Source organism: Azospirillum sp. (assembly GCF_035627195.1).
GTDB lineage: Bacteria > Pseudomonadota > Alphaproteobacteria > Azospirillales > Azospirillaceae > Azospirillum.
On the sequence record NZ_DASPMG010000153.1, the window covers coordinates 1 to 23,670 of the forward strand.

General features: G+C 70.9%; 27 protein-coding genes. 13 read left to right on the forward strand and 14 right to left on the reverse strand.

Translation table 11 applies throughout. From position 1 onward, the window contains the following. The 4 genes from VED21_RS14050 to VED21_RS14065 form a co-directional block, all read left to right on the forward strand. The coding region (locus VED21_RS14050; protein WP_324882996.1) for a flagellar biosynthesis repressor FlbT at window positions 1-398 on the forward strand (398 nt) is incomplete at its 5' end. Window positions 399-402: 4 nt separating this feature from the next. Continuing rightward, window positions 403-771: a flagellar protein FlaG gene (locus tag VED21_RS14055; RefSeq protein ID WP_324882997.1), complete on the forward strand. Its 369-nt coding sequence runs from the start codon at window positions 403-405 to the stop codon at window positions 769-771. After that, entirely contained in the window at window positions 768-1,562 is a 795-nt protein-coding gene (locus tag VED21_RS14060) for a DUF1217 domain-containing protein (protein ID WP_324882998.1), read from the forward strand. Before VED21_RS14055 ends, VED21_RS14060 begins: the two co-directional genes overlap by 4 nt. Before the next feature lies 1 nt (window position 1,563). Beyond that, the gene (locus tag VED21_RS14065) at window positions 1,564-2,643 is read left to right on the forward strand and encodes a hypothetical protein (protein ID WP_324882999.1); all 1,080 of its coding nucleotides are present in this window, start codon (window positions 1,564-1,566) and stop codon (window positions 2,641-2,643) included. On the opposite strand, the gene VED21_RS14070 is transcribed toward VED21_RS14065, so the two are convergent. The 4 genes from VED21_RS14070 to fliI form a co-directional block, all read right to left on the reverse strand. Further along, window positions 2,644-3,117, reverse strand: a complete 474-nt coding sequence (locus VED21_RS14070) for a PIN domain-containing protein (RefSeq protein ID WP_324883000.1) — start codon at window positions 3,115-3,117, stop codon at window positions 2,644-2,646. It lies immediately after the preceding gene. Window positions 3,118-3,119: 2 nt separating this feature from the next. Continuing rightward, window positions 3,120-3,362, reverse strand: coding sequence for a type II toxin-antitoxin system prevent-host-death family antitoxin (locus VED21_RS14075; RefSeq protein WP_324883001.1), 243 nt, complete (start codon window positions 3,360-3,362; stop codon window positions 3,120-3,122). Window positions 3,363-3,437: 75 nt separating this feature from the next. Next, entirely contained in the window at window positions 3,438-4,043 is a 606-nt protein-coding gene (locus VED21_RS14080; protein ID WP_324883002.1) for a hypothetical protein, read from the reverse strand. Beyond that, window positions 4,040-5,395 carry a flagellar protein export ATPase FliI gene (gene fliI, locus VED21_RS14085; RefSeq protein WP_324883003.1) on the reverse strand — a complete coding sequence of 452 codons (1,356 nt, stop codon included), beginning with the start codon at window positions 5,393-5,395 and terminating at the stop codon, window positions 4,040-4,042. The genes VED21_RS14080 and fliI overlap by 4 nt, the downstream gene beginning before the upstream one ends. Before the next feature lie 111 nt (window positions 5,396-5,506). Here fliI and VED21_RS14090 point away from each other — a divergent pair, with 111 nt between their 5' ends. The 9 genes from VED21_RS14090 to VED21_RS14130 all read left to right on the forward strand — a co-directional run bounded on the left by VED21_RS14090 (window position 5,507) and on the right by VED21_RS14130 (window position 12,877). After that, window positions 5,507-5,902, forward strand: coding sequence for a flagellar biosynthesis protein FlgG (locus VED21_RS14090; protein ID WP_324883004.1), 396 nt, complete (start codon window positions 5,507-5,509; stop codon window positions 5,900-5,902). A 39-nt stretch (window positions 5,903-5,941) separates the two neighbouring features. After that, window positions 5,942-6,358: a flagellar basal body rod protein FlgC gene (flgC, locus tag VED21_RS14095; protein WP_324883005.1), complete on the forward strand. Its 417-nt coding sequence runs from the start codon at window positions 5,942-5,944 to the stop codon at window positions 6,356-6,358. 14 nt (window positions 6,359-6,372) lie between these two features. After that, window positions 6,373-6,711, forward strand: coding sequence for a flagellar hook-basal body complex protein FliE (locus VED21_RS14100; RefSeq protein ID WP_324883006.1), 339 nt, complete (start codon window positions 6,373-6,375; stop codon window positions 6,709-6,711). Between the two features lie 7 nt (window positions 6,712-6,718). Further along, entirely contained in the window at window positions 6,719-6,985 is a 267-nt protein-coding gene (fliQ, locus tag VED21_RS14105) for a flagellar biosynthesis protein FliQ (RefSeq protein ID WP_324883007.1), read from the forward strand. A 5-nt stretch (window positions 6,986-6,990) separates the two neighbouring features. Then, window positions 6,991-7,752, forward strand: coding sequence for a lytic transglycosylase domain-containing protein (locus tag VED21_RS14110; protein ID WP_324883008.1), 762 nt, complete (start codon window positions 6,991-6,993; stop codon window positions 7,750-7,752). Window positions 7,753-8,118: 366 nt separating this feature from the next. Further along, on the forward strand, window positions 8,119-10,212 hold the full coding sequence (gene flhA, locus VED21_RS14115) for a flagellar biosynthesis protein FlhA (RefSeq protein WP_324883009.1): 2,094 nt from the start codon (window positions 8,119-8,121) through the stop codon (window positions 10,210-10,212). A gap of 188 nt (window positions 10,213-10,400) precedes the next feature. Continuing rightward, window positions 10,401-11,159, forward strand: coding sequence for a flagellar biosynthetic protein FliR (locus tag VED21_RS14120; RefSeq protein WP_324883010.1), 759 nt, complete (start codon window positions 10,401-10,403; stop codon window positions 11,157-11,159). Between the two features lie 9 nt (window positions 11,160-11,168). Then, window positions 11,169-12,254 (forward strand): flagellar type III secretion system protein FlhB, encoded by a 1,086-nt coding sequence (locus VED21_RS14125; RefSeq protein WP_324883011.1) that lies wholly within the window; start codon window positions 11,169-11,171, stop codon window positions 12,252-12,254. 83 nt (window positions 12,255-12,337) lie between these two features. Beyond that, on the forward strand, window positions 12,338-12,877 hold the full coding sequence (locus VED21_RS14130) for a hypothetical protein (RefSeq protein ID WP_324883012.1): 540 nt from the start codon (window positions 12,338-12,340) through the stop codon (window positions 12,875-12,877). 11 nt (window positions 12,878-12,888) lie between these two features. Here the strand turns inward: VED21_RS14130 and VED21_RS14135 are convergent, their stop codons facing one another. The 10 genes from VED21_RS14135 to VED21_RS14180 form a co-directional block, all read right to left on the reverse strand. Further along, window positions 12,889-13,413: a flagellar protein FlgN gene (locus tag VED21_RS14135; protein ID WP_324883013.1), complete on the reverse strand. Its 525-nt coding sequence runs from the start codon at window positions 13,411-13,413 to the stop codon at window positions 12,889-12,891. After that, on the reverse strand, window positions 13,410-13,712 hold the full coding sequence (locus tag VED21_RS14140; RefSeq protein ID WP_324883014.1) for a rod-binding protein: 303 nt from the start codon (window positions 13,710-13,712) through the stop codon (window positions 13,410-13,412). The genes VED21_RS14135 and VED21_RS14140 overlap by 4 nt, the downstream gene beginning before the upstream one ends. Before the next feature lie 7 nt (window positions 13,713-13,719). Continuing rightward, window positions 13,720-14,832, reverse strand: a complete 1,113-nt coding sequence (locus tag VED21_RS14145; RefSeq protein ID WP_324883015.1) for a flagellar basal body P-ring protein FlgI — start codon at window positions 14,830-14,832, stop codon at window positions 13,720-13,722. Between the two features lie 9 nt (window positions 14,833-14,841). After that, a complete protein-coding gene (locus VED21_RS14150; protein ID WP_324883016.1) occupies window positions 14,842-15,945 on the reverse strand; it encodes a flagellin in 1,104 nt (367 codons plus the stop codon). A 5-nt stretch (window positions 15,946-15,950) separates the two neighbouring features. Beyond that, a complete protein-coding gene (gene flgK / locus VED21_RS14155; protein ID WP_324883017.1) occupies window positions 15,951-17,354 on the reverse strand; it encodes a flagellar hook-associated protein FlgK in 1,404 nt (467 codons plus the stop codon). A 25-nt stretch (window positions 17,355-17,379) separates the two neighbouring features. Further along, window positions 17,380-18,612 carry a flagellar hook protein FlgE gene (locus tag VED21_RS14160; protein WP_324883018.1) on the reverse strand — a complete coding sequence of 411 codons (1,233 nt, stop codon included), beginning with the start codon at window positions 18,610-18,612 and terminating at the stop codon, window positions 17,380-17,382. 511 nt (window positions 18,613-19,123) lie between these two features. Beyond that, window positions 19,124-19,513, reverse strand: coding sequence for a hypothetical protein (locus tag VED21_RS14165; RefSeq protein ID WP_324883019.1), 390 nt, complete (start codon window positions 19,511-19,513; stop codon window positions 19,124-19,126). Window positions 19,514-19,679: 166 nt separating this feature from the next. After that, window positions 19,680-20,645, reverse strand: a complete 966-nt coding sequence (locus tag VED21_RS14170) for a flagellar motor protein MotB (protein WP_324883020.1) — start codon at window positions 20,643-20,645, stop codon at window positions 19,680-19,682. Between the two features lie 194 nt (window positions 20,646-20,839). Next, window positions 20,840-21,727, reverse strand: coding sequence for a flagellar motor stator protein MotA (motA, locus tag VED21_RS14175; RefSeq protein WP_324883021.1), 888 nt, complete (start codon window positions 21,725-21,727; stop codon window positions 20,840-20,842). 258 nt (window positions 21,728-21,985) lie between these two features. Next, window positions 21,986-23,670: hypothetical protein (locus tag VED21_RS14180; protein WP_324883022.1), on the reverse strand; the 1,685-nt coding region annotated here is incomplete at its 5' end.

Consider the following 23,670-nt stretch of genomic DNA (forward strand, 5'->3'; position numbering starts at 1 on the left):
TGGTCATCAACGGCTGCGTCGTGCAGAACGAGAACCGCCGTTACACGCTGACCGTCAGCAACTTCGCCCAGATCATCCGCGGCAGCGACATCATGCAGGAGGAGGAGGCGGACACGCCGGTCCGGCGCGCCTACTTCGTGATCCAGAGCATGCTGCTCGACCCGCGCGCGGCCGAGGAATACGGCGCCGTCATCGCCGGTATGATGGCCAAGCTCTACACCGCCTTCGTCCGCCCCGACATGCAGGACCGCATCATGCAGGCCATGCAGAACGTCAGCGAGCGCGACTACTACAAGGCGCTCGCCTGCCTGCGGCCGGTCATGAGCTACGAGGAGACGGTGCTGGGCGGCACACGGATGCCGGCCACCAGCGCAGCGGAACCGCGGGTGGGAGGATGACGCCATGCCAGCCCCCGTCAACGGCATCACCGGCGTAACCGGCGACCGTGCACCCACGGCGGCCGACGTGGTCGCCGAAGCGCGCCAGCGCCAGGCCGACCGGCTGCGCGCCGCCCAGGCCGAAACCGGGAGGCCCACCGAGGTGGTCGAGGAGGCGGGCAAGAGCGAGGCCGCCACGGACCGCGCACGCCCCGATGCCATCCGCCCCTACCGCGTCAAGCTGAATCCCGAGACCAAGCGGCTCGTCACCGAGGTGCTGGACACCGACACGGGCGAGGTCATCATGCGCATCCCGCCGACCTACGTCGATCCCGCCCAGCGCGCCGAAGAAGGTGCGGCAGCGCCCGCACGGGACGGGGAGATGGAGGCATGAGCACGCTCCAGGACTTCCGGCAGGTCTCCCGCAACCGCGAGCGGTTCGAGGGCGCGATGCGCGCCCGCCCGGACGTGCAGCGCAACATCGAGTACTTCCAGGCCAACATCGGCAAGGTCTCCACCGCCGAAGAGTTTCTTAAGGACGACAAGCTCTACCGCTTCGTCATGGAGGCGTTCGACCTGGGCAGCCAGATCTACGCCCGCGGCCTGATCCGCAAGGTGCTGAACGAAGGCGTCAGCGACCCGGCGGCGACCGCCAACCGCATGAGCGACACCAAGTTCAAGGAACTGGCGACCGCGCTTGCCTTCAAGGAGACCGGGGGCGCCACGCTGAAGGAACCGGCCATCGTCCAGGCCATCATCGACCGCTACGTCGACGTGAAGCTGGAGGTGTCGTCGGAGGAGAAGAACCCGGCCGTCCGCCTCGCCCTCTACTTCCAGCGCCGGTCGACGAACATCAACAACTGGTACCAGGTGCTGGCCGACCGGGCGTTGCAGAAGGTGGTCTTCACCGCGCTCGACATTCCGGAACAGGCGGCGCTGCAGAACCTGGACCGGCTGAAGGAGAGGCTGGAAAGCCGCTTCGACATCAAGGACTTCAAGAAGCCGGAGAAGCTGCACGCCTTCCTCGACCGGTTCGCCGCCATGTACGACCTGAAGAACGGCGCGCCGCAGGCAGGCACCGCCGCGGCACCATCGATCGCTCCGGTCCGGCGCGGCGGGCGGGCGTCGATCGTGTCGATCGACCCGTCCGTCACCATGTCGCTGCTGCGCTTCCCGCGCTTCTGACATGGCGGCGCCGGCTGCTCATCACGCCGGTCGGCCGTCCCCGCGGCCCCGGCCTTCGCCGGCCTCCCGCCCCGACGATTGCGAGGAGGAGGCGCGCGACGCGCTGCACATCCTGCCGCTGTCGGTGGTGCCGCTGGAGACACCGGGGCTGCGGCGGGCGCGGCTGGTCAAGAACGTGCGGCTGCAGACGGCCGTGGAGCTGTTCAACGACGCCCACGCCGGCAGCGGGCAGGTGGCACCCAGCCATCTGCCGCTGCACTTCGGCGCCCGCACGGCCGAGCTGGACCGCGATCTGGTGAAGATCAACCGCATCGCCCAGGCGGCCAGCTTCGACGTCTATTCCCTGCGCATCGAGCTGCGCCGGCTGAACATCGACGTGGACAGCCACCGCGCGCTGCGCCTGTCGCAGCGCAAGAAGGACCAGCTGACCAAGTACATGTGCGTCTTCACCCGCCCGCTGATCGAGAGCGTCTACGGGCCGGACGAGGTGCACGTGCAGAGCGTCGACGACCTCATCCGCATGTTCGCCAACCCCGACGTGGCGGAGGTGCGGCGGCGCCTGCGCATGATGGCCGACCGGCTGGACATCGGCCTGACCGAGATCCCGAACTTCCTGGAGGAGTACGGCGACATCTTCTTGTCGCTGGCCTACTTCAAGCAGTGCCTGGACGAGATCGTGCCGGACGTGCAGGACTTCCTGGCGTGGATGGACGGCATCCGCGCCTCCAGCGAGATCCGCCGCGACGCCCGGCAGGTGCGCATGCTGGACGAGGTCGCCCGCGACCTGACGGAGATCACCACCTCCATCACCGGCCGGTTCGAGAGTTTCGACAACCGGTCCAAGGACTTCTGGCGCGACATCAACGCGCACAGCTTCCGCGCCATCCGCGAGCTGATCACCGCGCACCACGTGACCATCGGCGGCGTGCTGTGCGGGCTGGCGGTGAAAATGGACCTGTGGAAGTCCCGCTTCGCGTCGGGCGGCGGCCCCAACCGGCGGCTGGAGTTCATCAAGTCCGAGATCCTGCCGGGCCTGTCGCACATCCGCTCCCTGGAGCGCTCGGCCCGCGGGGAGGAGTGATTATGGGACGCCACTGCGGGGCGTAAGCAAGGCGGCCAACAACGGATGCGCTGGCGCGGCGAAAGGATTCGCCACCGTCAGGCCCCGCCACGTGAAGCCTTCCTGCATGTCTTCGGAAAGCACCAGGCGGCACCCGGCCTCCGCCGCCACTGCCAGGACAACCGAATCCCAGATCGACAGATGGTGGTCGGCGGCCAGATCCACGGCGGCCGTCATCACGCTCGCCGTCGTGTCGACCGGCAGATACAGGTCCCGCCAAGCCAGCACGGCCGAACGCGCGTCGGCCGGTGAACGTCGCGCCTTGCCCACCAGCACGCGGTACAGTTCGCCCAGAACCTGGGCCGGAACAACGACGTCTTCAGCCGGCAGTGCGTCGAGCAGGTCGCGCACGGCCGGGGGCTTGTGCACGTCCGCCGGCAGGAACGCCACGCCTTCCGCATAGACGAGCAGATTCGTGTCGAGACAGACCAGCATGGTCAGTCGTCGTACAGGGAGTCGCGGCTCCAGCGGTGCCCGACGACCTGCACGGGCTGGGCGCGCAGCCGCTCCATAAGAGCCACCTTGGCCGCCGCGGTGACCACCTGATCCCGTTTCGCCGGCACGATCCGTGCGACCGGCGTTCCATAGGACGTGACGACGTAGGTCCGCCCTTCTTTGACGTGCCGGAGGATCTGCGAGAAGTTCCTGTTGGCTTCGGCGGCCGATACAGCCTCTTCCATGGCATCCTCCGCAATGTAGTGAAGTTGCCTACAGAATGGTCGTTGCCTTGCGTGTCGTCAAGGACTGCCGTTCCCTCACACCCGGATCGAGCGGCGGTCGGGCGGTTCCGTCGCCTGGAGTTCGTAGAGCTTCGCCAGAAGCTGCGGGGCCGGGCGTTCGGCGGGGGCGGGCGGAGTGATGGGTGCCTCCGCGCCAGCCTTCTCCAGCGCCGCCGTCAGCGCGCGCGAGGATGCCGCGGCCGGTGCCGCGTCGGTGACCTGTGAAGGCGACTTCATCCAGGGCAGGGGGGCTGGCGCGGCGGTGGCGACGGCCGTCGGGGCCGTGTCCTCCTTGCCCAGGTCGTCGGCCAGCGTGCGCAGGTGGCCGAGCGGGCTGTCGCCGGTGATGCCTTCGAACAGGGCCAGCGCGGCGCTGCCCAGCAGGCCCATGGGGCCGCCGAACAGGAAGCCGCCGGCCAGGCGGGCGGGCAGGCCGATGTTGTCGCCGCTCGTCTCGCGGTAGATCGACGACACCACCGGCAGGTGCTGGAGCGGGTTGACGGCGTCGAGCAGGTCGCCGAACTCCAGCCCCGCGCCCGACCCGCTCGCTTGCAGGGCCTTCGACTCCCGGCGCGGGGCGGCGTCGGGGCGCGGGCCAGCGGGGGCGAGGGCCTGGGCGGCCAGCGACTTGTTCACCGTCATGACGGACCTCCGATCCGGGCCAGGAGCTGTTCGAGGTGGTGGAAGGTGTGGGTGGACGGCGTGGCGTCGTCCTTGCCCTGGCGCAGGAAGTCCTCCAGCGCCGGGTGCAGGGCGACGGCGGCGTCCACCTCGGCGTCGCCGCCGGGCTTGTAGGCGCCGATGCGGACGAGGTCGCGCATGGCGTCATAGGTGGCGGCGAGGCCGCGGGCGCGGTTGACCACGCGGTTCTCCTGAGCCGAATGGCAGCCGGGCAAGGTGCGCGACACGCTGCGCAGCAGGTTCACGGCTGGATAGCGGCCCTGCTCGGCGATGCGGCGGTCCAGCACCACGTGGCCGTCCAGGATGCCGCGCACGGCGTCGGCGATCGGTTCGTCGTGGTCGTCGCCGTCGACCAGGACGGTGAAGATGCCGGTGATGTCGCCCTCCCCGGTCCCCTCCCCAGGGCCCTCCGGGCCGGGGCCGGCGCGTTCCAGCAGGCGCGGCAGCTCGGCGAAGACACTGGGCGGGTAGCTTTTGGTCGTCGGCGGCTCGCCGGCCGCGAGGCCGATCTCGCGCTGGGCCATGGCGAAGCGGGTGACGCTGTCCATCAGGCAGAGCACGTGCAGGCCCTGGTCGCGCAACTCCTCCGCCACCGTCATGGAGAGGTAGGCGGCCTGCCGGCGCATCAGCGGCGGCTCGTCCGAGGTGGCGACGACGACGACGGAGCGGGCGAGGCCGTCGGCACCCAGGTCGTCCTGGATGAACTCCCGCACCTCGCGGCCGCGCTCGCCGATCAGGCCGATGACGATGGCGTCCACGTCCGCGTGCCGGGCGAACATGGACAGCAGCGTCGACTTGCCGACGCCGGAGCCGGCGAAGACGCCCATGCGCTGGCCCCGGCAGACGGGGGCGAAGGCGTCGATGGCGCGCACCCCGGTGTCCAGGCGGGCGCCGACGCGGCGCCGGGCACAGGCGGCCGGCGGGGCGGCGCGGAGCGGCCGGGCGTGCTCGCCGTTCCGCAAGGGTCCCAGCCCGTCGATGGGCTGGCCCAGCGCGTCGACCACGCGGCCCAGCCAGCCGGCGCCGGGGCGCAGGGTGAAGGCGGTGTCGTCGGTGACCGCCGCGCAGCCCTCCGCCACGCCGTCCAGATTGTCGAAGGCCATGAGCAGCGAGCGCCCGTTGCGGAAGCCGATGGTCTCGCACAGCAGGCGCTGGCCGCGCGCCGTCTCGGCATAGCATTTGTCGCCGACGGCCAGGACGCGCTGCAGCCCGTCCACCTCCAGCGTCATGCCGACGGCGGTGCGGACCTCGCCGCGCCATGTGCAGGTCGGCAGCCGCTCGATCTCCGCCGCCAGGTTGGACAGCACGCGCATGCGGGCCCTCTCGGTTCAGGTCGTCACCGGGGCAGAGTAGCGGGGCGAATTTAAATCCGGCTTTAAACCGGGGCGGTCATCTTGCGCTGGTCTTCAGGTGTGGAGATTGGAATGGATTTTAGCAACATTGCCTTGTTCCGCCTGAGCGGCGCGCGGCTCGATTACTTGGCGCAGCGGCACCGGGTGATTGCCGAGAACGTCGTGCACGCCAACACGCCGGACTACAAGGCGAAGGACCTGAAGCCGTTCGAATCCCTGCTGGGCGGCATCAAGCCGGTGGCTGCCGCGCGCACCTCCGCGATGCACCTGACCGGCGGCCGGCCCGCCGGGACGGTGGCGGAGGCGCGGCGGCCGGACCAATGGGAGGTCACGCCCGACGGCAACTCCGTCTCGCTGGAGCAGGAGATGACCAAGGGCAGCGAGACCCGCGACGCCTTCGCGCTGACCGCCGGCCTGTTCCAGCGCAACGTGCAGATGCTGCGCGCCGCGTGGCGCACCGGCGGCTGAAGCGGCGCCAGATCCGGCGGAAGATAAGGAACCCCGACCATGAACGATCCCCTGTCGGCGACCCTGCGCATCGCCTCCTCCGGCCTGCAGGCGCAGGGCACGCGGTTGCGCGTGATCGCCGAGAACATCGCCAACGCCGATTCCACCGCACTGTCGGCCGGCGGCGACCCGTACCGGCGCAAGACCATCTCCTTCACCACCTCGCTCGACCGCGCCAGCGGGTCGGAGGTGGTGAAGGTCAAGCAGATCGGCCGCGACCGCAGCGACTTCCAGCTGGCCTACGATCCCTCGCACCCGGCGGCGGACGCCAAGGGCTACGTCAAGCGCCCGAACGTCCAGCCGCTGATCGAGATGGCCGACATGCGCGAGGCCAGCCGGTCGTTCGAGGCCAGCGTCAACGTCATCGAGCAGTCGCGCTCGATGATGAACCGCATGATCGACCTGCTGCGCGGCTAGGGAGTACCCCCACCATGATCGAAATGCCCATCGGCCGCGTCGCTGCCGCCTATGCCGCCCACAAGACCGCCGCCCCGGTGCCGGCCGCCCCGGTGAAGGCCACCGGGACGGAGGCGGCGGAAGCGGCCGCGCCCGAATCCAGCTTCGGCGCCTTCCTCGACCGGCAGGTCACGCAGGCGGTCGACACGCTGAAGGAGAGCGAGCGCGTGTCGCTGGCCGCCGTGGCCGGCAAGGCCAGCGCGCAGGACGTCGTGCGCTCCGTCATGGCGGCCGAGATGACCGTGCAGACGGTGGTCGCCATCCGCGACCGCATGGTCCAGGCGTACCAGGACATCATGCGCATGGCCGTGTGAGGCACCCATGAACGAGGCGGACGTCCTGGAAGTGTTGCGCAGCGGGATCTGGGCCACGCTGCTGATCGCAGCACCGCCGCTGGCGGTGGCGGTGGTGGTCGGCGTGGCGATCTCGCTGGTCCAGGCGCTGACCCAGGTGCAGGAGATGACGCTGACCTTCGTGCCGAAGATCGTCGCCATCCTGGTCACCACCGTGCTGTCGCTGCCGTTCATGTACGCCACGCTGGCGACCTACGGCGAGCGGCTGAGCAGCCTCATCGTCTCCGTGCGGTAGCGGGCATGCGCGCCGCCGCCGTCCTCCTGGCCTGTGCGCTGCTGCCGATGCAGGCGTGGGCGGCGGAGGGCAGCATCGGGCGCTGGACCACGGCGCTGTACGCGCCGCCATCGCCGCGGGCGGTGGCGCCGCGCGCCTTGCCGGCCGAGGCCGCCTGCATCGACGCCATCCTGGAGGCGGAGCGCGAGGCCGGCGTGGCCGACCACATGCTTCTGGCCATGGGCTTCACCGAGGCCGGGCGGCGCACGCCGGACAAGCTGTTCACCGTGTGGCCGTGGACGGTCAACACCGAGGGGCAGTCGCACTACTTCCCCACCCGCGACGACGCCATCGCGTTCGTCCGCGCCGCGCAGGCGCGCGGCACGCGGTCCATCGACGTCGGCTGCCTGCAGGTGAACCTGAAATGGCACCCGGACGCCTTCCCCGACCTGGAGACGGCGTTCGAGCCGCGCGCCAACGCGCGCTACGCCGCCCGCTTCCTGGGCGAGCTGCGGCGAGCCCACGGCACGCTGGACGACGCCGTCGCCCGCTACCACTCCGCCCAGTCGGAGCGGGGGGCGGCGTACCGGCAGCGGGTGGTGGGCAACATGCGCTGGACGGCGCACGCCATCGACTACCTGCGCACCCTGGCCGCCGGGCCGCGCGCCGCCACGGCGGCGGCGGGGGCGCCCGTGTGGGGGAAGGCGGAGTTGGGACGGCTGTCCTTCCTGTCCAGCCTCTACGCCGGCGGCCCGGCCCGCCCGCTGCTGCCGGCCGGGGCGCCCTGAGGCGGGGCGCCCTGAGACGGAGCGAATGCAACCGGATGCAACACAATGCAACGGATTCGAGAGGGTGTTGCATTCGGGGGCGGCGTGTCGGGGTGGCTTTTGCCCCCTCCCTAACCCCCCCCCCGCCATGGGCGGTGGAGGGGACTGCCGCTGCTTCGGCACAGAACCCTCCACCTCGAAGAGGGGGAGGGTGGCTGAGCGTCAGCGAAGCCGGGAGGGGGCAAAGGCGCACCTTGGGCACTTTGCGGAATCAGCATACGCCCGCTAGGAATAAATGCAAGGCGCTGCGTTTAAAACCGGGTTTTACCGCGCCGGTCCATGATCGCACCGGATCCATCGCACCGGACTTTCGGAGCCAGCGACGCCATGAGCCTGACCGGGACCTTCCGGACCAAGATGACGACCCTCGGCGACGCCGGGGCGGCCAACCGCGACGTGCTGTTCGCCGTCGGCATCGTGCTGGTGCTGGCGGTGCTGTTCCTGCCGGTGCCCAGCTGGTTCCTCGACATCGGGCTGGCGCTGTCGCTGGCGGTCAGCGTGCTGATCCTGATGGTGGCGCTGTGGATCTCCAGGCCGCTGGACTTCTCCTCCTTCCCCACGGTGCTGCTGGTGGTGACGGTGCTGCGGCTGGCGCTGAACATCGCGTCGACCCGCCTGATCCTCAGCCAGGGGCACACCGGCACGGCCGCCGCCGGCCACGTGATCGAAGGCTTCAGCCAGTTCATCATGGGCGGCAACTTCGTGATCGGCGTGGTGATCTTCGCCATCCTGGTCGTCATCAACTTCGTCGTCATCACCAAGGGCGCCACCCGCATCGCCGAGGTGGGGGCGCGCTTCACCCTGGACGCCATCCCCGGCAAGCAGATGGCCATCGACGCCGACCTGTCCGCCGGCATGATCGACGACGTGGAGGCGCGCCGCCGCCGCAAGGAGCTGGAGGACGAAAGCACCTTCTTCGGCGCCATGGACGGTGCGTCGAAGTTCGTGCGCGGCGACGCGGTGGCGGGGCTGGTCATCACCGGCATCAACGTGCTGGGCGGCATGGCCATCGGCATGGCGCAGCAGGGCATGCCGTTCGACGCCGCCGCCGCCGTCTACACCATCCTGACGGTGGGCGATGGGCTGGCCACGCAGATCCCGGCGCTGGTGGTGTCGCTGGCCGCCGGCCTGCTGGTGACCAAGGGCGGCAACACCGGCTCCGCCGACCAGGCGGTGATCGCGCAGCTGGGCGCCTATCCCAAGGCGCTGATGGTGGCGGGCGGCCTGCTGGTGGCCCTGTCGCTGACGCCGGGGCTGCCGCTGGGGCCGTTTTTGCTGCTGGGTGCGGGCTTCGGCGCCGCCGGCTGGTACGTGCCGCGCCGGCAGGCGCGCCGCGCAGCACTGGCCAAGCTGGAGGAAAGCGCCAGGACACCGGCCGCCCCGCCCGAGGAGGCGGTGGAGGATATGCTGAAGGTGGACGAGGTGAAGGTGGAGGTGGGCAACCACCTGGTGCCCCTGATCCTCAACAAGAACGGCCCGCTGACCGGCAAGGTGAAGACGCTGCGCAAGCGCTTCGCCAAGGAGTTCGGCTTCATCCTGCCGTCGGTGCGCATCAAGGATTCCAGCTTCCTGCCGCCCAAGGGCTACGTCATCAGCGTGATGGGCGTGGACGTGGCGAACGGCGAGGTGCGGCCCAAGCAGCTTCTCGCCATCGACCCGACCGGCGGCGAGGCGCCGGACCTGCCCGGCGAGGCGACGCGGGAGCCGACCTTCGGCCTGCAGGCGCGCTGGATCGACCCGGCCCGGCACGAGGAGGCGGTCGCCAAGGGCTACACCGTCGTCGATCCGGAAAGCGTCATCACCACCCACCTGACCGAGGTCATCAAGGACCACCTGCCGGCGCTGCTGACCTTCGGCGCCACGCAGAAGCTGATCGACGGGCTGGGGCGGGAGTACCAGAAGCTGATCAGCGACATGGTGCCCAGCCAGATCACGCTGGTGGTGGTGCAGCGCGTGCTGCAGGCCCTGCTGGCCGAGCGCGTGTCGATCCGCAACCTGCCGGCCATCGTCGAGGCGATCGCCGAGGCGGTGGGCTGGACGCGCAACATCACCATGATCACCGAACACGTCCGCACCCGCCTGGGCCAGCAGATCTGCCAGTCGCTGACCGCGTCGGACGGGTTCGTGCCGGTGATCGCGCTGACCCCGCGGTGGGAGCAGGCGCTGATCGAGAACATCGTGACGGACGGCGAGGACCGCCGCTTCGCCATGCCGCCCAGCCAGGTGCAGGAGTTCCTGACCGCCGTGCGCACCCGCATCCAGAAGCACGCCAGCCCGCAGGTGTGGCCGGCCCTGCTGGTGGGGGCGGAGGTGCGGCCGTTCGTGCGGTCCTTGCTGGAGCGGGTCAGCCCGATGACGCCGATCATCAGCCACGCCGAACTGCACCGCAAGGTGTCGGTCAAGACGATCGATCAGGTGTGAGGCGGGCGATGGGCATGCTTCAAAAAAGCCCTTCTCCCCTTGAGGGAGAAGGGTTTGGGATGAGGGGTCATTACCGCCGGAGGCGGGACAAGAATTTCTTCCGGCCTGCCGGCCGTTATACCCCTCTCCCCAACCCCTCTCCCTCAAGGGGAGAGGGGCTCTTGGGCGATCAGTGGGAACCCTGACCCATGGACCTGCTGGCCCAACTGCTCAGCGCCGAGATCTACCGGGTGTTCCTGGTGTTCGTGCGCGTCGCGGCGGCCGTCGCGTTCCTGCCGGGGTTCGGGGAGTTCGCGGTGCCCGTGCGCATGCGGCTATCCATCGCGCTGCTGGCGGCGCTGGTGCTGGCGCCCACCGTGCCGGGGCTGCCGGCCGCCATGCCGGCGCACGCGCCGGACTTGGCCGGGCAGTTCATGGGCGAGATGGTGGTCGGCGCCTTCCTGGGGCTGGGGGCCAAGCTGTTCCTTGCGGCGCTGCAGGTGGCCGGCGGCATCGCCGCGCAGGCGGTGGGCCTCAGCAACCCCTTCGCGGTGGAGGCGGCGGGGTTCGAGGGCGGCTCGGTGCTGTCCGGCACGCTGGTGATCGCGGCGCTGGCGGCGCTGTTCGCGGCCGATCTGCACTACCTGATGCTGGACGCGCTGGCGCGCTCCTACGGCACGTGGCCGGTGGCGCAGCTGCCGGACGGCGGGCTGCTGGCCGGGCGGTACGCGCAGCTGGTGGCGGCGACGTTCCGGCTGGGGGCGGGGCTGGCCGCACCGTTCCTGGTGTTCGGCATCCTGTGCAACCTGGCGCTGGGCCTGATCAACCGCGTCATGCCGGCGATGCCCGTCTACTTCGTCGGCACGCCGGCCATGCTGGCGGCCGGGCTGTTCGTCTTCATGATGACGGCCGGCGCCATGCTGACCGCCACGCTGGCCGCGCTCAGCGGCTGGCTGTCCGGGCGGTGAGGCGGCGCCATGGCGGAAGAGCAGGACGACAGCCAGAAGACCGAGGAGCCGACCGAGAAACGCCTGCGCGAGGCGGCGGAGAAGGGCGACGTTCCGCGCGCCCGCGACGTCGGCCTGCTGGCCGCCATGGTGTCGGCCTGGGCCATCGTCGCCGTCGCCGCGCCGCACACCATGGGCGGCATCGCCGAGGCGCTGCTGCCGCTGATCGAGAACCCGGACGACGTGCGGCTGGACGGGGGTGCGTACGACGTGCTGTCGGGCCTGCGCTGGCTGCTGGTTGGGGTGGGGGTGGCGCTGCTGCCGGTGCTGGGCATCCTGGCGGCGGGGGCGGTGGCCTCGGCCTTCGGGCAGGGGCCGATGGTGGCGGCGGGCGAGCGGATCCGGCCCAAGCTGTCGAACCTGTCGCCGCGCAGCGGCTGGCGCCGCATCGCGTCCCGCAACGCGCTGGTCGAGTTCGGCAAGAGCCTTGTGAAGCTGGTCATCATCGGTTTTGCCGCGTGGTACGCGGTGGCGCCGTATGTCTCGTGGACGGAGGGGATCGTGGGCATTGACGTTGCGGCGCTGCCCGACCTGCTGCGCGATCTGACGCTGCGGCTGCTGCTGGCCGTGCTGCTGGCCACCGTGCTGATGGCGGCGGTCGACGTGCTGTGGAACCGCCTGGAATGGCGCAAGCGCCTGCGCATGAGCTTCCAGGAGCTGAAGGACGAGTACAAGCAGACGGAGGGCGACCCGGCGCTGAAGGCGCTGCTGCGCGAGATCCGGCGGGAGCGCTCCAAGCGGCGCATGATGGCCAGCGTGCCGCGCGCCACCGTGGTGATCACCAACCCCACCCACTTCGCCGTGGCGCTGGAATACGAACGCGGGCGCATGCCGGCTCCCGTCTGCCTCGCCAAGGGGGCGGACCTGGTGGCGCTGCGCATCCGCAGCGTGGCCGAGGAGAACGGCATCCCCATCGTCGAGAACCCGCCGCTGGCCCGCGCCCTGCACGCCTCGGCCGAGATCGACGAGACGATCCCGCTCCAGCACTACGAGGCGGTGGCGGAGGTGATGATGTACGTGCTGCGCCTGAAGGGCGGGAACGCGCGGCGGGCGTGAGCCGTTGGGTTGAGGGCTTAATTCCTTTTCAACGCGTTCTGTCGTAGACCATCGGTTCGACCCACCACCGGCCTGCAGCGGCGATGAGCGATCCCGACGACCTGTTCGAGATGTACCGCAACGACCGCGGCGGGGCGGCGGCGCTGAAGGGCGACGCGCTGGCGCACGCCATCGCCGACAACGTGCGGCGCACCTTCGCCACCATGGAAAAGCTGGTGGCGGAGGTGGTGCAGGTGCTGGCACAGGCGCGCTACGCGATCCGCGTGGGGCCGACGGTGACCGACCGCGCCACCTACGTCCGCCTCGACCGCACGTCGGAGAGCTTCCGCGACTACCTGCGCATGTGGAGCCAGCAGCGCGCCGAGGGCGGCGGCGGCATGCACTGGGAAGCGCAGATCCTGGTGACCGACCACCGCCGCGCGTCGGCCGAGATCGGCCTGGGCGTCACCATTGAGCGGCCGGTGGGCGCGGACGGTGGCGACGTGGCGTTCGTGGAGTTCTGGACGACCGGGCAGGGCATGCCGCTGCCGTCGGAGGGGCGCGCGTTCCAGCGCGCGCTGGTCGCGTCCATCGTCCGCCTGGAAGAGGCGGGGACGTTGAGGTCGGCCAAGCCGAAGGCGTAGGCGGTGCCGGCCTACAACTCCGCGTTCAGGCCGGAGGCGGACAGCTCCACCGGGCGGACGGCCTGGCCGCAGCGGGCGTAGAGGCCGTCGCTGGCGGCCTTTTCCAGCGCGGTCAGCAGGCTGCGGTTGATCGCCAGCACCGCCTTGCGCATGGCCACGAGGCCGGCGGCGTTGTCGGCGATGGTGCGGTCCAGCGTCTCGATGCGGTCCAGCAGCAGGGCGCGCAGGTCGTCGGTGAGGGTCAGGGGCGCGCTGCGCGCCTGGGCGACGACGCCCTCCAGACGTTCGGCTATGGCCTGCTTGCGCGCGGCGAAGACCTCCAGGTTGGCGAGGTCGCCGGCGGCGACGGCGGCGGTCTCCTCGTCCAGCAGCGCGGTCAGGGCGGATATGGCGTCCAGGAATTCCGTCACCACCACGGCGGTGGGGCCGTCGGCAAGGGCGGGGGCGGCGGGCTCCGGCGCGGATTCGGGAAGGGGGGCGTCCGGCTTGCGCTCGGGCGCGAACTCGCGGATCAGGTCCTTGAAGCGGCGGCTCATCCCTGTGTCTCCGATTGCTGGGCGTAGAGGCGGGCGACCTCGGATTCGACCATGCGGCCGATGCCCAGGGTGCCGGCCTCGGCGATCGCCTTGCCGTACTCCTGGAGCATGAAGCCGCGCCATGTCTGCTCCGCCTGCCCACCGCCGAAGGGGCCGCCGGACTGCACCCCGGCGAACATGGATTCCAGCATGCGGCCGACGATCATCGCCTCGAAATCCTTGGCGGCGCGCTTGGCCGGGTCGGGGGCCTGGGGGCGGATGGGGGCCGGAATGGCGGAGGTGGCGGGGGTGACGTTCATCGCGTCCTCAGATGATTTCCAGATCGGCGTGCAGGGCGCCGGCCGCCTTGATGGCCTGGAGGATGGAGACCATGTCGCGCGGGCCGACACCCAGCGCGTTCAGGCCGTTGACCAGCTGCTGCAAACTGACGTTGCCGCCCACGGTGACGAACTGGCGCCCGTTGCCCTCCTGCACCTGCACGTCGGTGCGCGGGACGACGACGGTGGAGCCGTTGGAGAAGGGCTGGGGTTGCGAGACCTGCGGGGTTTCCACCACGCGTACGGTCAGGTTGCCCTGGGTGATGGCGACGCGGCTGACGCGCACGTCGTCGCCGATGACGATGGTGCCGCTGCGCTCGTCCACCACCACGCGGGCGATCAGGTCGGGGCGGACCTGAAGCTGCTCGATCTCGGCGATCAGGCGGGCCACACCGCCCGCATGGCCGGGCGGCGGGCGCACGTCCACGGTGGTGAGGTCGACGAGGCGGGCGGAGCCGGCGCCGAGGCGCGCGTTGACCGCGTCGGTGATACGGTTGGCGGTGGTGAAGTCGGGGTTGCGCAACGCCATGCGCACGCCGGCCACGTCATCGAGGGCGAACTTGAGTTCCCGCTCGACCACGGCGCCGTTGGCGATGCGGGCACTGGTCGGCACGCCCTTGGTGACCGACGCGGCAGCGCCGCTGGCGGCGAAGCCGCTGACGGAGAGGGAGCCCTGGGCCACCGCATACGCCTCCCCATCCGCACCCAGCAGCGGCGTCACCAGCAGCGTGCCGCCCAGCAGGCTGGTGGCGTCGCCCAGCGCCGACACGGTCACGTCGATGCTGGTGCCCTGGCGGGCGAAGGGGCCGAGGGTGGCGGTGACCATCACGGCCGCGGCGTTGCGGGTGCGCAGCACCTCGTCCCGGGTGTTGATGCCCAGGCGTTCCAGCATGCCCTTCAGGCTCTGTTCCGTGAAGGGGGTGTTGATCAGCCGGTCGCCCGTGCCGTTCAGCCCCACCACGAGGCCGTAGCCGATGAGCTGGTTGCGGCGCACCCCGTCGAAGGTGACGAGGTCCTTGATGCGCGTCTGCGCCGCGGCCCCCGCCGGCACGGCCAGCAGGGCGCAGAGCAGGATGGCGCTGAGCAGGCGGGGAAGCGGCATGGGGGTGCCTTACAGGTAGTTGGTCAGGCGCAGGCGGGCGATGCGGGCGGTGGCGTTCGACGTCGCCTCGATCTGCGCTTCGAGCTGGTTGAGCCGGGTGCTGGCCTCGTACGGGTCGACCGCTTCCAGGTCGTTGATTTGGTCGGTCAGGATCTTCTGCTGGGCGTGGTGGCGCTCGGCGATCTCGTCGACCTGGGCGCGCTGGATGCCCAGCTGCGCCGTAGCGTCGCGCAGGCCGTTCATCCCGGCGCCGATCCTGTCCACCGCCGCCTGCATGTAGGGGCGGTAGGCGTCCAGCGGCAGGACGCTGGTGTCCACCGCGGCCAGCATGTACAGGCCCTGCATCAGGTCGCGCACGGCCGGGTCGTTGGCCTGCACGCCGTAGGGGATCTCGGTCGTGGCCTCCGGCCGGGCGGTCAGGCGCGGGGTGTCGGCGCCGCCCGGCTGCTTCGCCGTGGCGCCGAGGTACATCCCGCCCTCGAACCCATGGGTCAGCGGGGCGGGCAGCGGCAGCGCCGGGTCGCGCACGGCGAACAGGTCGTCCAGCACGGCGACCACGGCCGCCGTCTCGGCCGGCGTGGTGGGGGCGGCCGGGCCGCCGGTGGCGGCGGCGATGGCGTCCTGCACGATGGCCATGGGTGCCGGCGTGGCGGTGCCGTCGCCCTGCACCGGGCGCAGCGGCGCCGTCTTCACCTCCACCCCGGCGAACAGGAAGCCGTTGCCCGACGAGCCGTTGAGCAGCGCCACCACCTGCTCCAGCACGCCGCGCGCGCGGATCTGCAGGGAGCTGCCGGTCGGCGATGGCTGCCCCAGCCCGGTGGAGGCGGAGGCCAGCACGTCCTGCCCGGCGGCCAGGATGCTGGTCATGGCGCTGTCCATGGCGCCCAGGCGGCCCTGCAGCAGCGAGCAGGTCTTCAGGTATTCGTCCGAGGCGTCGTAGAGGTTGCGCAGGCTGACGGCGCGGCCGGTGCGGGCACCCAGCGCCTCGGCCACGTCGAAGTGCTTGCCGCTGGCGATCTCGTCGTTGCTGCGCAGCATCTCCATCTGCAGGTCGTTGTACGAGGTCTGCAAACGGCGGCTGAGGCCCAGGGTGGAGACGGTGTTGTACAGCATGGCGCTTACCCCCGGATGCTGAGCAGCGTGTCGATCATGCGCCCGGCCGCCTGGATGACCTGGGCGCTGGCGCCGTAGCTCTGCTCGATCAGCAGGAGCTTCTGCATCTCGTCGTCGATGTTGACGCCGTCGCGGTTCAGGCGGGCGGATTGCAGCGCGTCGGCGCTGATCCTGCGGGTCTTCATGTCGGCCTCCGCCGTGGTGCGGTAGCCCTGCTGGGTGGAGACCATGGTGGTGGCATAGTCGCCCAGCGTCGCCGTGCCCGGCATGTCGGGCGCCGAGAACGGGCCGGTGGCGGTGAAGGCGCCGATGAAGGCCTTGATCTGCGTCTGGTCGCCGGGGGGCAGGGGGGTCGCGGCCTGCACGCCGCTCTGCACCCGCCAGGCGTTGCCCTGCACCGCCGCGTTGACGGCGATGCGGCCGGCCAGCCCGGCGGTGGCGAGGGGATCGAGGGCCGCACCCGCGTCGGTGAACAGGCCGGCGGCGGCCGGGTTGTCCTCGGCGTCCTGGAAGCGCTTCACGATTCCGGCGGCGAGCGCGTCGAGCTGGGCAAGGGCACGCGGCATGTCCTGGGTGGCGGCCTGGACGTAGCCCATGATGCGGCCGCTCTGGATGTCCCGGTCGGGGTTGGCGGAGAGGATGGTGCCGCCGGCCACGAGGTCGGTGCCGATGAGCTGCAGCGGCTGCGCGCCGGGCGCCAGCTCGCGGTCCAGCAGCGTCTCGCCGTTGCGGGTCATCACCACCACCTGCCCGTTGTCGCGGGTGTAGGTGCGGATGCCGATCTCCTCCGACACGGTGTCGAGCAGGCGGTCGCGCTCGTCCAGCAGGTCGCTGGTGTCGGCCCCCTTGGCCTGCTGCGTGGCGATGGTGCCGTTCAGCTCGCTGATGCGGACCAGCGCGCGGTTCACCTGATCGACGGACGCCGAGAGGCGGTTGCGCGCGTCCATCCGCACCGCCGTCGCGGCCTCGGCCGCACCATGCAGGTTGCGGACCAGCGCCTGCGCCCGGTCGACCACGGCGGCCTGCGCAGCGCCGTCGTCCGGCATGCCGTGCAGCCGGTCGAACGCCTGCTGGAGCTTCGCGACCGCCGTGGCGACGGAGCGTTCGTCCTGCGGCTGGCCCAGCACGGCGGCGTAGTCGGCCAGCGCCGAGGCGCGGGTTTCCTGCGCGGTGAAGCGGCTCTGCTCGAACCGGGCGTCGCGGATCAGCAGCTCGTCCACGCGCCGCGCCACGCCGTCCACCCGCACGCCGGAGCCGTGGCCGGCGGTGACGGAGGTGGAGAGCGCCAGCTCCTTGCGGACGAAGCCGGCGGTGGTGGCGTTGCTGATGTTGTGCGAGGTCAGCGCCGCCTGCTGCTGGGTGGCGCGCAGGCCGGACAGGGCGGCGTTGAGGGCCGTCTGGATGCTCATGGCGGATACTCCGTCGGGCGTGCGCTCAGCGCTTCAGGCGGGTGGTCTCGTCGACCATCTCGTCGGCGGTGCGGATGATGGTGGCGGCCGAGGAATAGGCGCGCTGCGTCTCGATCAGCGACACCAGCTCCTCCGCGATGTCGACGTTCGACTGCTCCAGCGCACCGCCGGCGATGGACCCGGCCGCGCCCGAGTTGCCGGCGCCGAGGGACAGGGAGCCGCTGTCGGAGCCCAGCGTGTAGGTGTTGCCGTCCTGCACCTCCAGCCCGTCGGGGTTCATCACGGTGGCGACCGGCACCTGGTAGAGCGCCTGGCGCGCGCCGTTGTCGTAGATGGCCCACAGCTTGCCGGTGTTGTCGACGTCCACGGTGCTGACGCGGCCGGCCTTGGCGCCGTCGGCGATGAACTGGGGCACGTAGTCGCCGTTCAGCTGCGTGACGTTGCCCATGCCCAGCGTGACGGTGTCGGCGGTGGGCGTGGCCGGCGAGGTGACGGTGATGGTGGGCAGCGCCGCGGTGGGCAGGCCGGCGGTGGGGCCGGTGGCGGCGAACGCCACGGTGGCCGGCACGCCGGCCACCGTGTAGCCGCCGGGCGCGGTGGCGGTGACCGTCCATTCGTTGGCGGCCGCGTTCTTCGTCCAGGTCAGCGTCAGGTCGCGCGGCGTGCCCAGCCCGTCGTAGAACGGGGCGGAGGTGGTGAAGGTGGCGCCGATGGCGGCCTGCGCCGGCAGGTTGCCGGAGAAGCCCATCTGCGTGGTCTTGCTGCCGCCGTAGACGAGGTTGCCGACGTTGATGGCCTGCACGTTGTCGAAGCTGGTCTTGCTGACCGCCGGCAGGCTGCCGTCGGGGCTCAGCTTCCAGCCCTGCAGGTACTGGCCGGCGCTGTTGCGCAGAAAGCCTTCGTCGTCCGGCAGGAAGCTGCCGGCGCGGGTCAGCGCGTAGCTGGGCGTGCCGGCGGCGCTGGTGGCGCGGTTGGCGACCACGAAGAACCCGGCCCCGTCGATGGCCATGTCGGTGGCCGACTGCGTGCCCTGGATGACGCCGTCCTTGGTCATCTGGTAATGCACGTTCGAGCGCACGCCGCCGGCCGAGTAGGCCGAATCCGCCCCCGGCGAGGTCACCAGCGTGGAGAAATCGACCGCCGCGCGCTTGTAGCCGACGGTGGCCGAGTTGCTGATGTTGTCGGAGATGGCGGCCATCCGCGAGCTTTGCGCGGACAGGCCGCTGACGCCGGACCGCATGGCGCTGAACAGGCTCATCGTGGAGTCCTCTTGTCACGTCTGTGGAACACAGGGGAAGTCCCGGGCTTCTCCACGATGGACTTGCGAGCGTGACAGTACAGGCGCGGTTTTAAAGGCGGTTTAAAAGGGGAGGGGAGGGAATTTGTTTAAAAAACGAGGGGAATTTTTGTATTAGCCCCTCCCCCAGCCCCGCCGGGGGCGTGGAGCCGGTGCCGCAGGCATTCGCGGCAAGGCCGCGAAAGGCGGAGCGCGGTCGCCCGACTTGCGGGCGACCGTGGAGGGACCCAGCCGAAGGCTGGGAGGGTGGGGGCTAAGTGTTCGCAAGGATCAGCGGCGGTTCGGCTGGCGGGGAAAGTGCTGATCAAAAACACGAAGATCAAAAGATCAAAAGATCAAAAGATCAGAAGGGTTTGGCAGCGTCGGGGCTTCGGTGCCATGGCGTACGCGTTGGCGCGACCTTATGATATTCTGATCTTCGTGTTTAATATTCGTGCTGAATTCGTCAGCCGAAGCGTCGCCGGAAACAATATCAGCCCAGGGGTTCCTCCATGTTCGTCGGCTCGAACGCGCAGCCGCCGCCCCACTCCACGAGGATGATGAAGACCCGGTTGTTGAGCGCCGCTTCGGCGTCCCCACCGTTGCGGGCGTCGATTTCGCAGCTCAGGCCGCCGCTGATCCTGATCGCCTCGACGTGGGCGTCGCCGTAGTTGACCCTGCCGGTGGCGTTCGGCAGCAGCTGGGAACCCATGTTGATGGTGAAGCGGGGGGCGAAGTTGCGCAGCTCGCCCTGGCGGACGACAAGCTCCACGTTCAGCGGAACGCCCACGCGGTTCTGGAAGACCTTCTCCCCGGCCTGGGCGGTCTGGCAGGCCGCGATCAGGGCGGCCGTGGCGAAGATGACGGATCGCAGGATCTTCATGGCAATCCTCCGTTGCGTGCTCGGGATGGGCCGGTCAATCCGACGTCGAGGGGAATGCCGGACGAAACGGCCATGAGCGTGCCGGTGACGACCTTCCTTTGTGACCGTCACCGATCGCGAGTTCCGCGCCTCGCGAAAAAACAACGACGAGGACGTGGGGAGACGGTCACGGCTTCGCGGCCTCCCGGCGCAGCAGGGTGATGCTGATGCGGCGGTTGCGCGGGTCCAGCGGGGTGTCGGCGGCGAGGTGGTCGAGGTCGGCGCGGCCCTCGACGCGGACGATCCGCCTGGGCGGCACGCCGGCGGCGATCAGCTCGCGCCGGGCGGCGTTGGCGCGGTCGCTGGACAGCTCCCAATTGCCGTACTTGGCCTCCGCGGCGTAGCCCAGCGCGTCGGTGTGGCCGGAGATGCTGAGGCCGTTGGGCACCGTGGCGATGGCGGCGGAGACCATGCGCATCAGCCGCTTGCCCTGTTCGTTCATCTGCGCCGAGCCGACGGCGAACATGGAGAACTTCGCCTGATCGGTCAGCTGGATGCGCAGCCCCTCCGGCACCTGCTGGATCAGCACGCTGTCGGCCACCGCCTTCAGCTCCGGCGCCGAGGCCACGCGCTTGCGCAGGTCGCGTTCCAGTTCGTCCAGCGCATAGCGCTCGTGCAGGGCCTCGGACTGGCGGTCGAGCATGGCTTCGAGTTCTTCGCGCGTGGTCGGCTGCTGCGCGTCCTTCGGCGGCGCCTTGGCGCCCAGCGGGTGGGGCATCGGGTCCTTGCGGCCGGCGGGCTGGCGGTCGCTGTCGCCGAGCGAAGCGACGACCGGCGGGGAGGCCACGGGGATGCCGCTGTCGCCCGGCGCGTTGGGGGTGCTGAGCGACCCGGTCTTGTCCACCGAGCGGCCGGCCAGCATGCCGTCGGCGCCGGAATTGGCCTGCGACACGGCGATGGGGTTGAAGTAGTCGGCGATGCCCTTGCGCTGTTCCACGGTGGTGATGTTCATCAGCCACATGATCAGGAAGAAGGTCATCATCGCCGTGACGAAGTCGGCGTAGGCCAGCTTCCAGGTGCCGTTGTGCTCCTCCTCGTCCTCGCCGGGGCGGCGCTTGACGATGATCAGCGGTTCGAGGCGCTTGCGGGCCATAGGCGGCTCCTCAGGGCGTTCGTGTCTTGTTTTTTAAAGCCCTTCTCCCCTTGAGGGAGAAGGGTTGGGATGAGGGGTCGTTACCGTCTGGCAGGACGGGAAGAGAGTCTTTGTCCGGCTCTCCGAGCCGTAATACCCCTCACCCCAACCCCTCTCCCTCAAGGGGAGAGGGGCTTTTGGATGCGGAAGCGGCGTCAGGCGGCCTGCCGGCCCTCGCGGGCCTTGGCCTGCGAGGACAGGGTGGTGGCGACCTCCACCTCGGCGAGGCTGGGCTGGATGTCGGCGTACAGCACCTTGCGGGCGAACTCCGCGCACACCTGCGGGGGGCTGCCGCGCAGGTAGGCGCCCAGGCCGGCCTTGACGCAGATGAACAGGTTCAGTTCCGATTCGCGGCGGTGGCGGGCGGCGCTGGCGATGGGACCGACGAGGCCGTAGGACAGCAGCACGCCCAGGAACGTGCCGGTCAAGGCGCCGCCGATCATGTGGCCCAGCACCTCCGGCGGTTCGCTGATGGCGCTCATGGCGTTGATGACGCCCAGCACGGCGGCGACGATGCCCAGCGCCGGCAGCGCGTCGGCGAGGTTCTGCAGGGCCTTGGGCACCTGGTTCAGCTCGCGGCTGATGGTCTCGATCTCCTCGCTCATCAGCGCTTCCAGGTCGTGCGGGTTGTCCTGGCCGAGTGCGATCAGGCGCAGGTAGTCGCACAGGAAGGTCAGGCAGCGTTCCTGCCGGAAGACGGCGGGGTACTGGCCGAAGATCGGGCTGTCGGAGGGGCGGTCGATGTCGGCCTCGATCTGCGACATGCCCTTGGATTTGGCGACGCGCAGCAGGGCGTAGAGCAGGGCGATGACGTCCAGGTAGTCGGACTTGCTGGTGCGCCGGCCGCGCGCGACGGCACCGACCGTGCCCAGCGTCTCGCGCAGCACGTTGGGCGTGTTGGCGATGACGTAGCCGCCGATGCCCGCGCCGATGATGATGACGATCTCGACGGGCTGCCACAGCACCCCCATCCGCCCGCCCATGGCGGCGAAGCCGCCCAGCACGCTCAGGAACACCGCGACGATACCGAACAGCAAACGCATGTCTCATTCCTCCGGCTTGGCCGAGCCGCGCGGTCCAGGGTGTCGCTTCAAAGCCCCTCTCCCTTGACGGGGCGACGCCGAAGGGCGTCGCGGTTGGGGAGAGGGTGGTTACGGCGGAGCCGGAAAAGACTCTTCTGCCGCCGTCCGGCGGCTATCCCCCTCTCCCCAACCCCTCCCCCGCAAGGGGGGAGGGGCTTTAGAGCGGCCTGCCGCGCGGCCTTCCGTGTCCGACGCTAGGCGGGTGCGATTAAAGCGGCTTTACGGTTGGGGCAGCGTCGTCCACCGGCGCATCACGCCGGCCAGCGCGTCGGCGGCGGCGAGCTGGCGGGCGACGCCGTCGCTGCTCAGCGGCCTGCCGTCGTCGGGCGGGGCGGCGAGCGCGTCCAGCAGCCCTTCCCACCGGGTGCCGGCGAGGCGCGCGCGGTGGCGCGCCGCGGCGGCGGTGACCGCGGCGAGGTCGCCGGTGCGGTAGGCGGCGATGGCGAAGCGGGCGACGTCGTCGGGCGTGGCGCCGGGCTGCTCCATCAGCTCGGCGAAGGCGGCGCGGGCGGCCGGCCACTCGGCGGCGCGGAACAGGCTGTGCGCGCGGATGCGGGCGGCGGCGGTGCCGGTCAGGCCGCGCAGCGCGTCGATGGCGCGCACCGCCTCCCCCTCCGCCGCGAAGGCCTCGGCGCGCAGGAGGGCGCGGCGCTCGGCCAGGGCGGCGTTCAGGTCCGGGGCGGCGGTGCCGTCCAGCACCTCCAGCGCCTCGCCGCCGCGCCCGGCATCCAGCAGCATGCGGGCCAGTTCGGTGCCCAACTCGGCGCGGGCGGGGCCGCGCGCCTCGGCGGCCAGGGCGTGCAGGATGCGCGCGGCCTCCACCGTGAAGCCGTCGCGGGCCAGCAGGCGGGCGAGGCGGCGCCGGCCGGTGCCGTCCTCGTCGTCGCTCAGCGCGATCAGGCGACCGTGGCGGGCGTTGAGCGCGGCGGCGTCCAGCGGGCCGGTGTCGGGCTGCTCCAGCCGGTCGAGCACGGATGCGAGCAGCCCGCGCCCGGCGGCGAGAGCCGCGCGCCCGCGCGCCGTGGCGCCGAAGCGGCGGCCGAGCAGGCCGAAGATGTCGAGTGCGGCTTCCGTCTTGCCCAGGCGCGTGTAGGCGGCGCCCAGGGCCGCCAGCGCGTCCGTCTCCACCGCGTCGCCGCGCCAGGCGTAGCGCAGGGTTTCCAGTTCGGCCACCGCGCCGGCGTCGTCCAGCGTGCCCTGGGCGCGCTTCAGTTCGATCAGGCGCACCTGCGCGCGGTGGCCGTAGGGGCCGGGGGCGGCGGCGGCGCGCCGGTGATGCTCCAGCGCCGCGGCCGGGTCGTTCTTCAGCTCGGCGAGCCGGCCGCGGAAGTAATCGAGGCGGCCGTCGGCGCTGCCGGTGCCGTCCAGGGTGATCATCTCCAGCACGATCAGGTTCAGCGACGCCGGGTCGGCCACGCTCGCCGCCTCGGCCAGCCGGGTCAGCAGGCGGGCGCGCAGGTCGGGCGGGTAGGACAGCAGGCGCTTCAGCGCGATCGGCAGGCCATCGCGCGCCTCGGCCCAGCGGGTGGGCGCCAGGGTGGCGCTGCGCCACACGTGGTGGTCGGGCACCGGGCCGGGGCGGGTGCGGACGAAGACGCTGGCGTCGGGGTCGGCGGTGCCGTCCAGCGCGCGGAAGGCGTCGGCGAGGATGCGCAGCTCGTACCGCTGGTCGGGGGCGGGGTGCTGGCTTTCCGCCGATTCCAGCGCGGCGCGGCCCTCCTCCGGCATGGCGCGGGCCAGGGCGAAGCGGGCCATGGCGATCAGCGCGTCGACGCGCGCGCGGCCCTGCTGCTCGGCGATGGCCTTCTCCAGCGCGCGCTGGGTGGCGAGGAAGTCGGTGCCGGCCCAGGCGGCGAGGTCGAAGGGGCGGATGGGGGGTGGGTCTTCGGCTGCGGGAGCGGCCG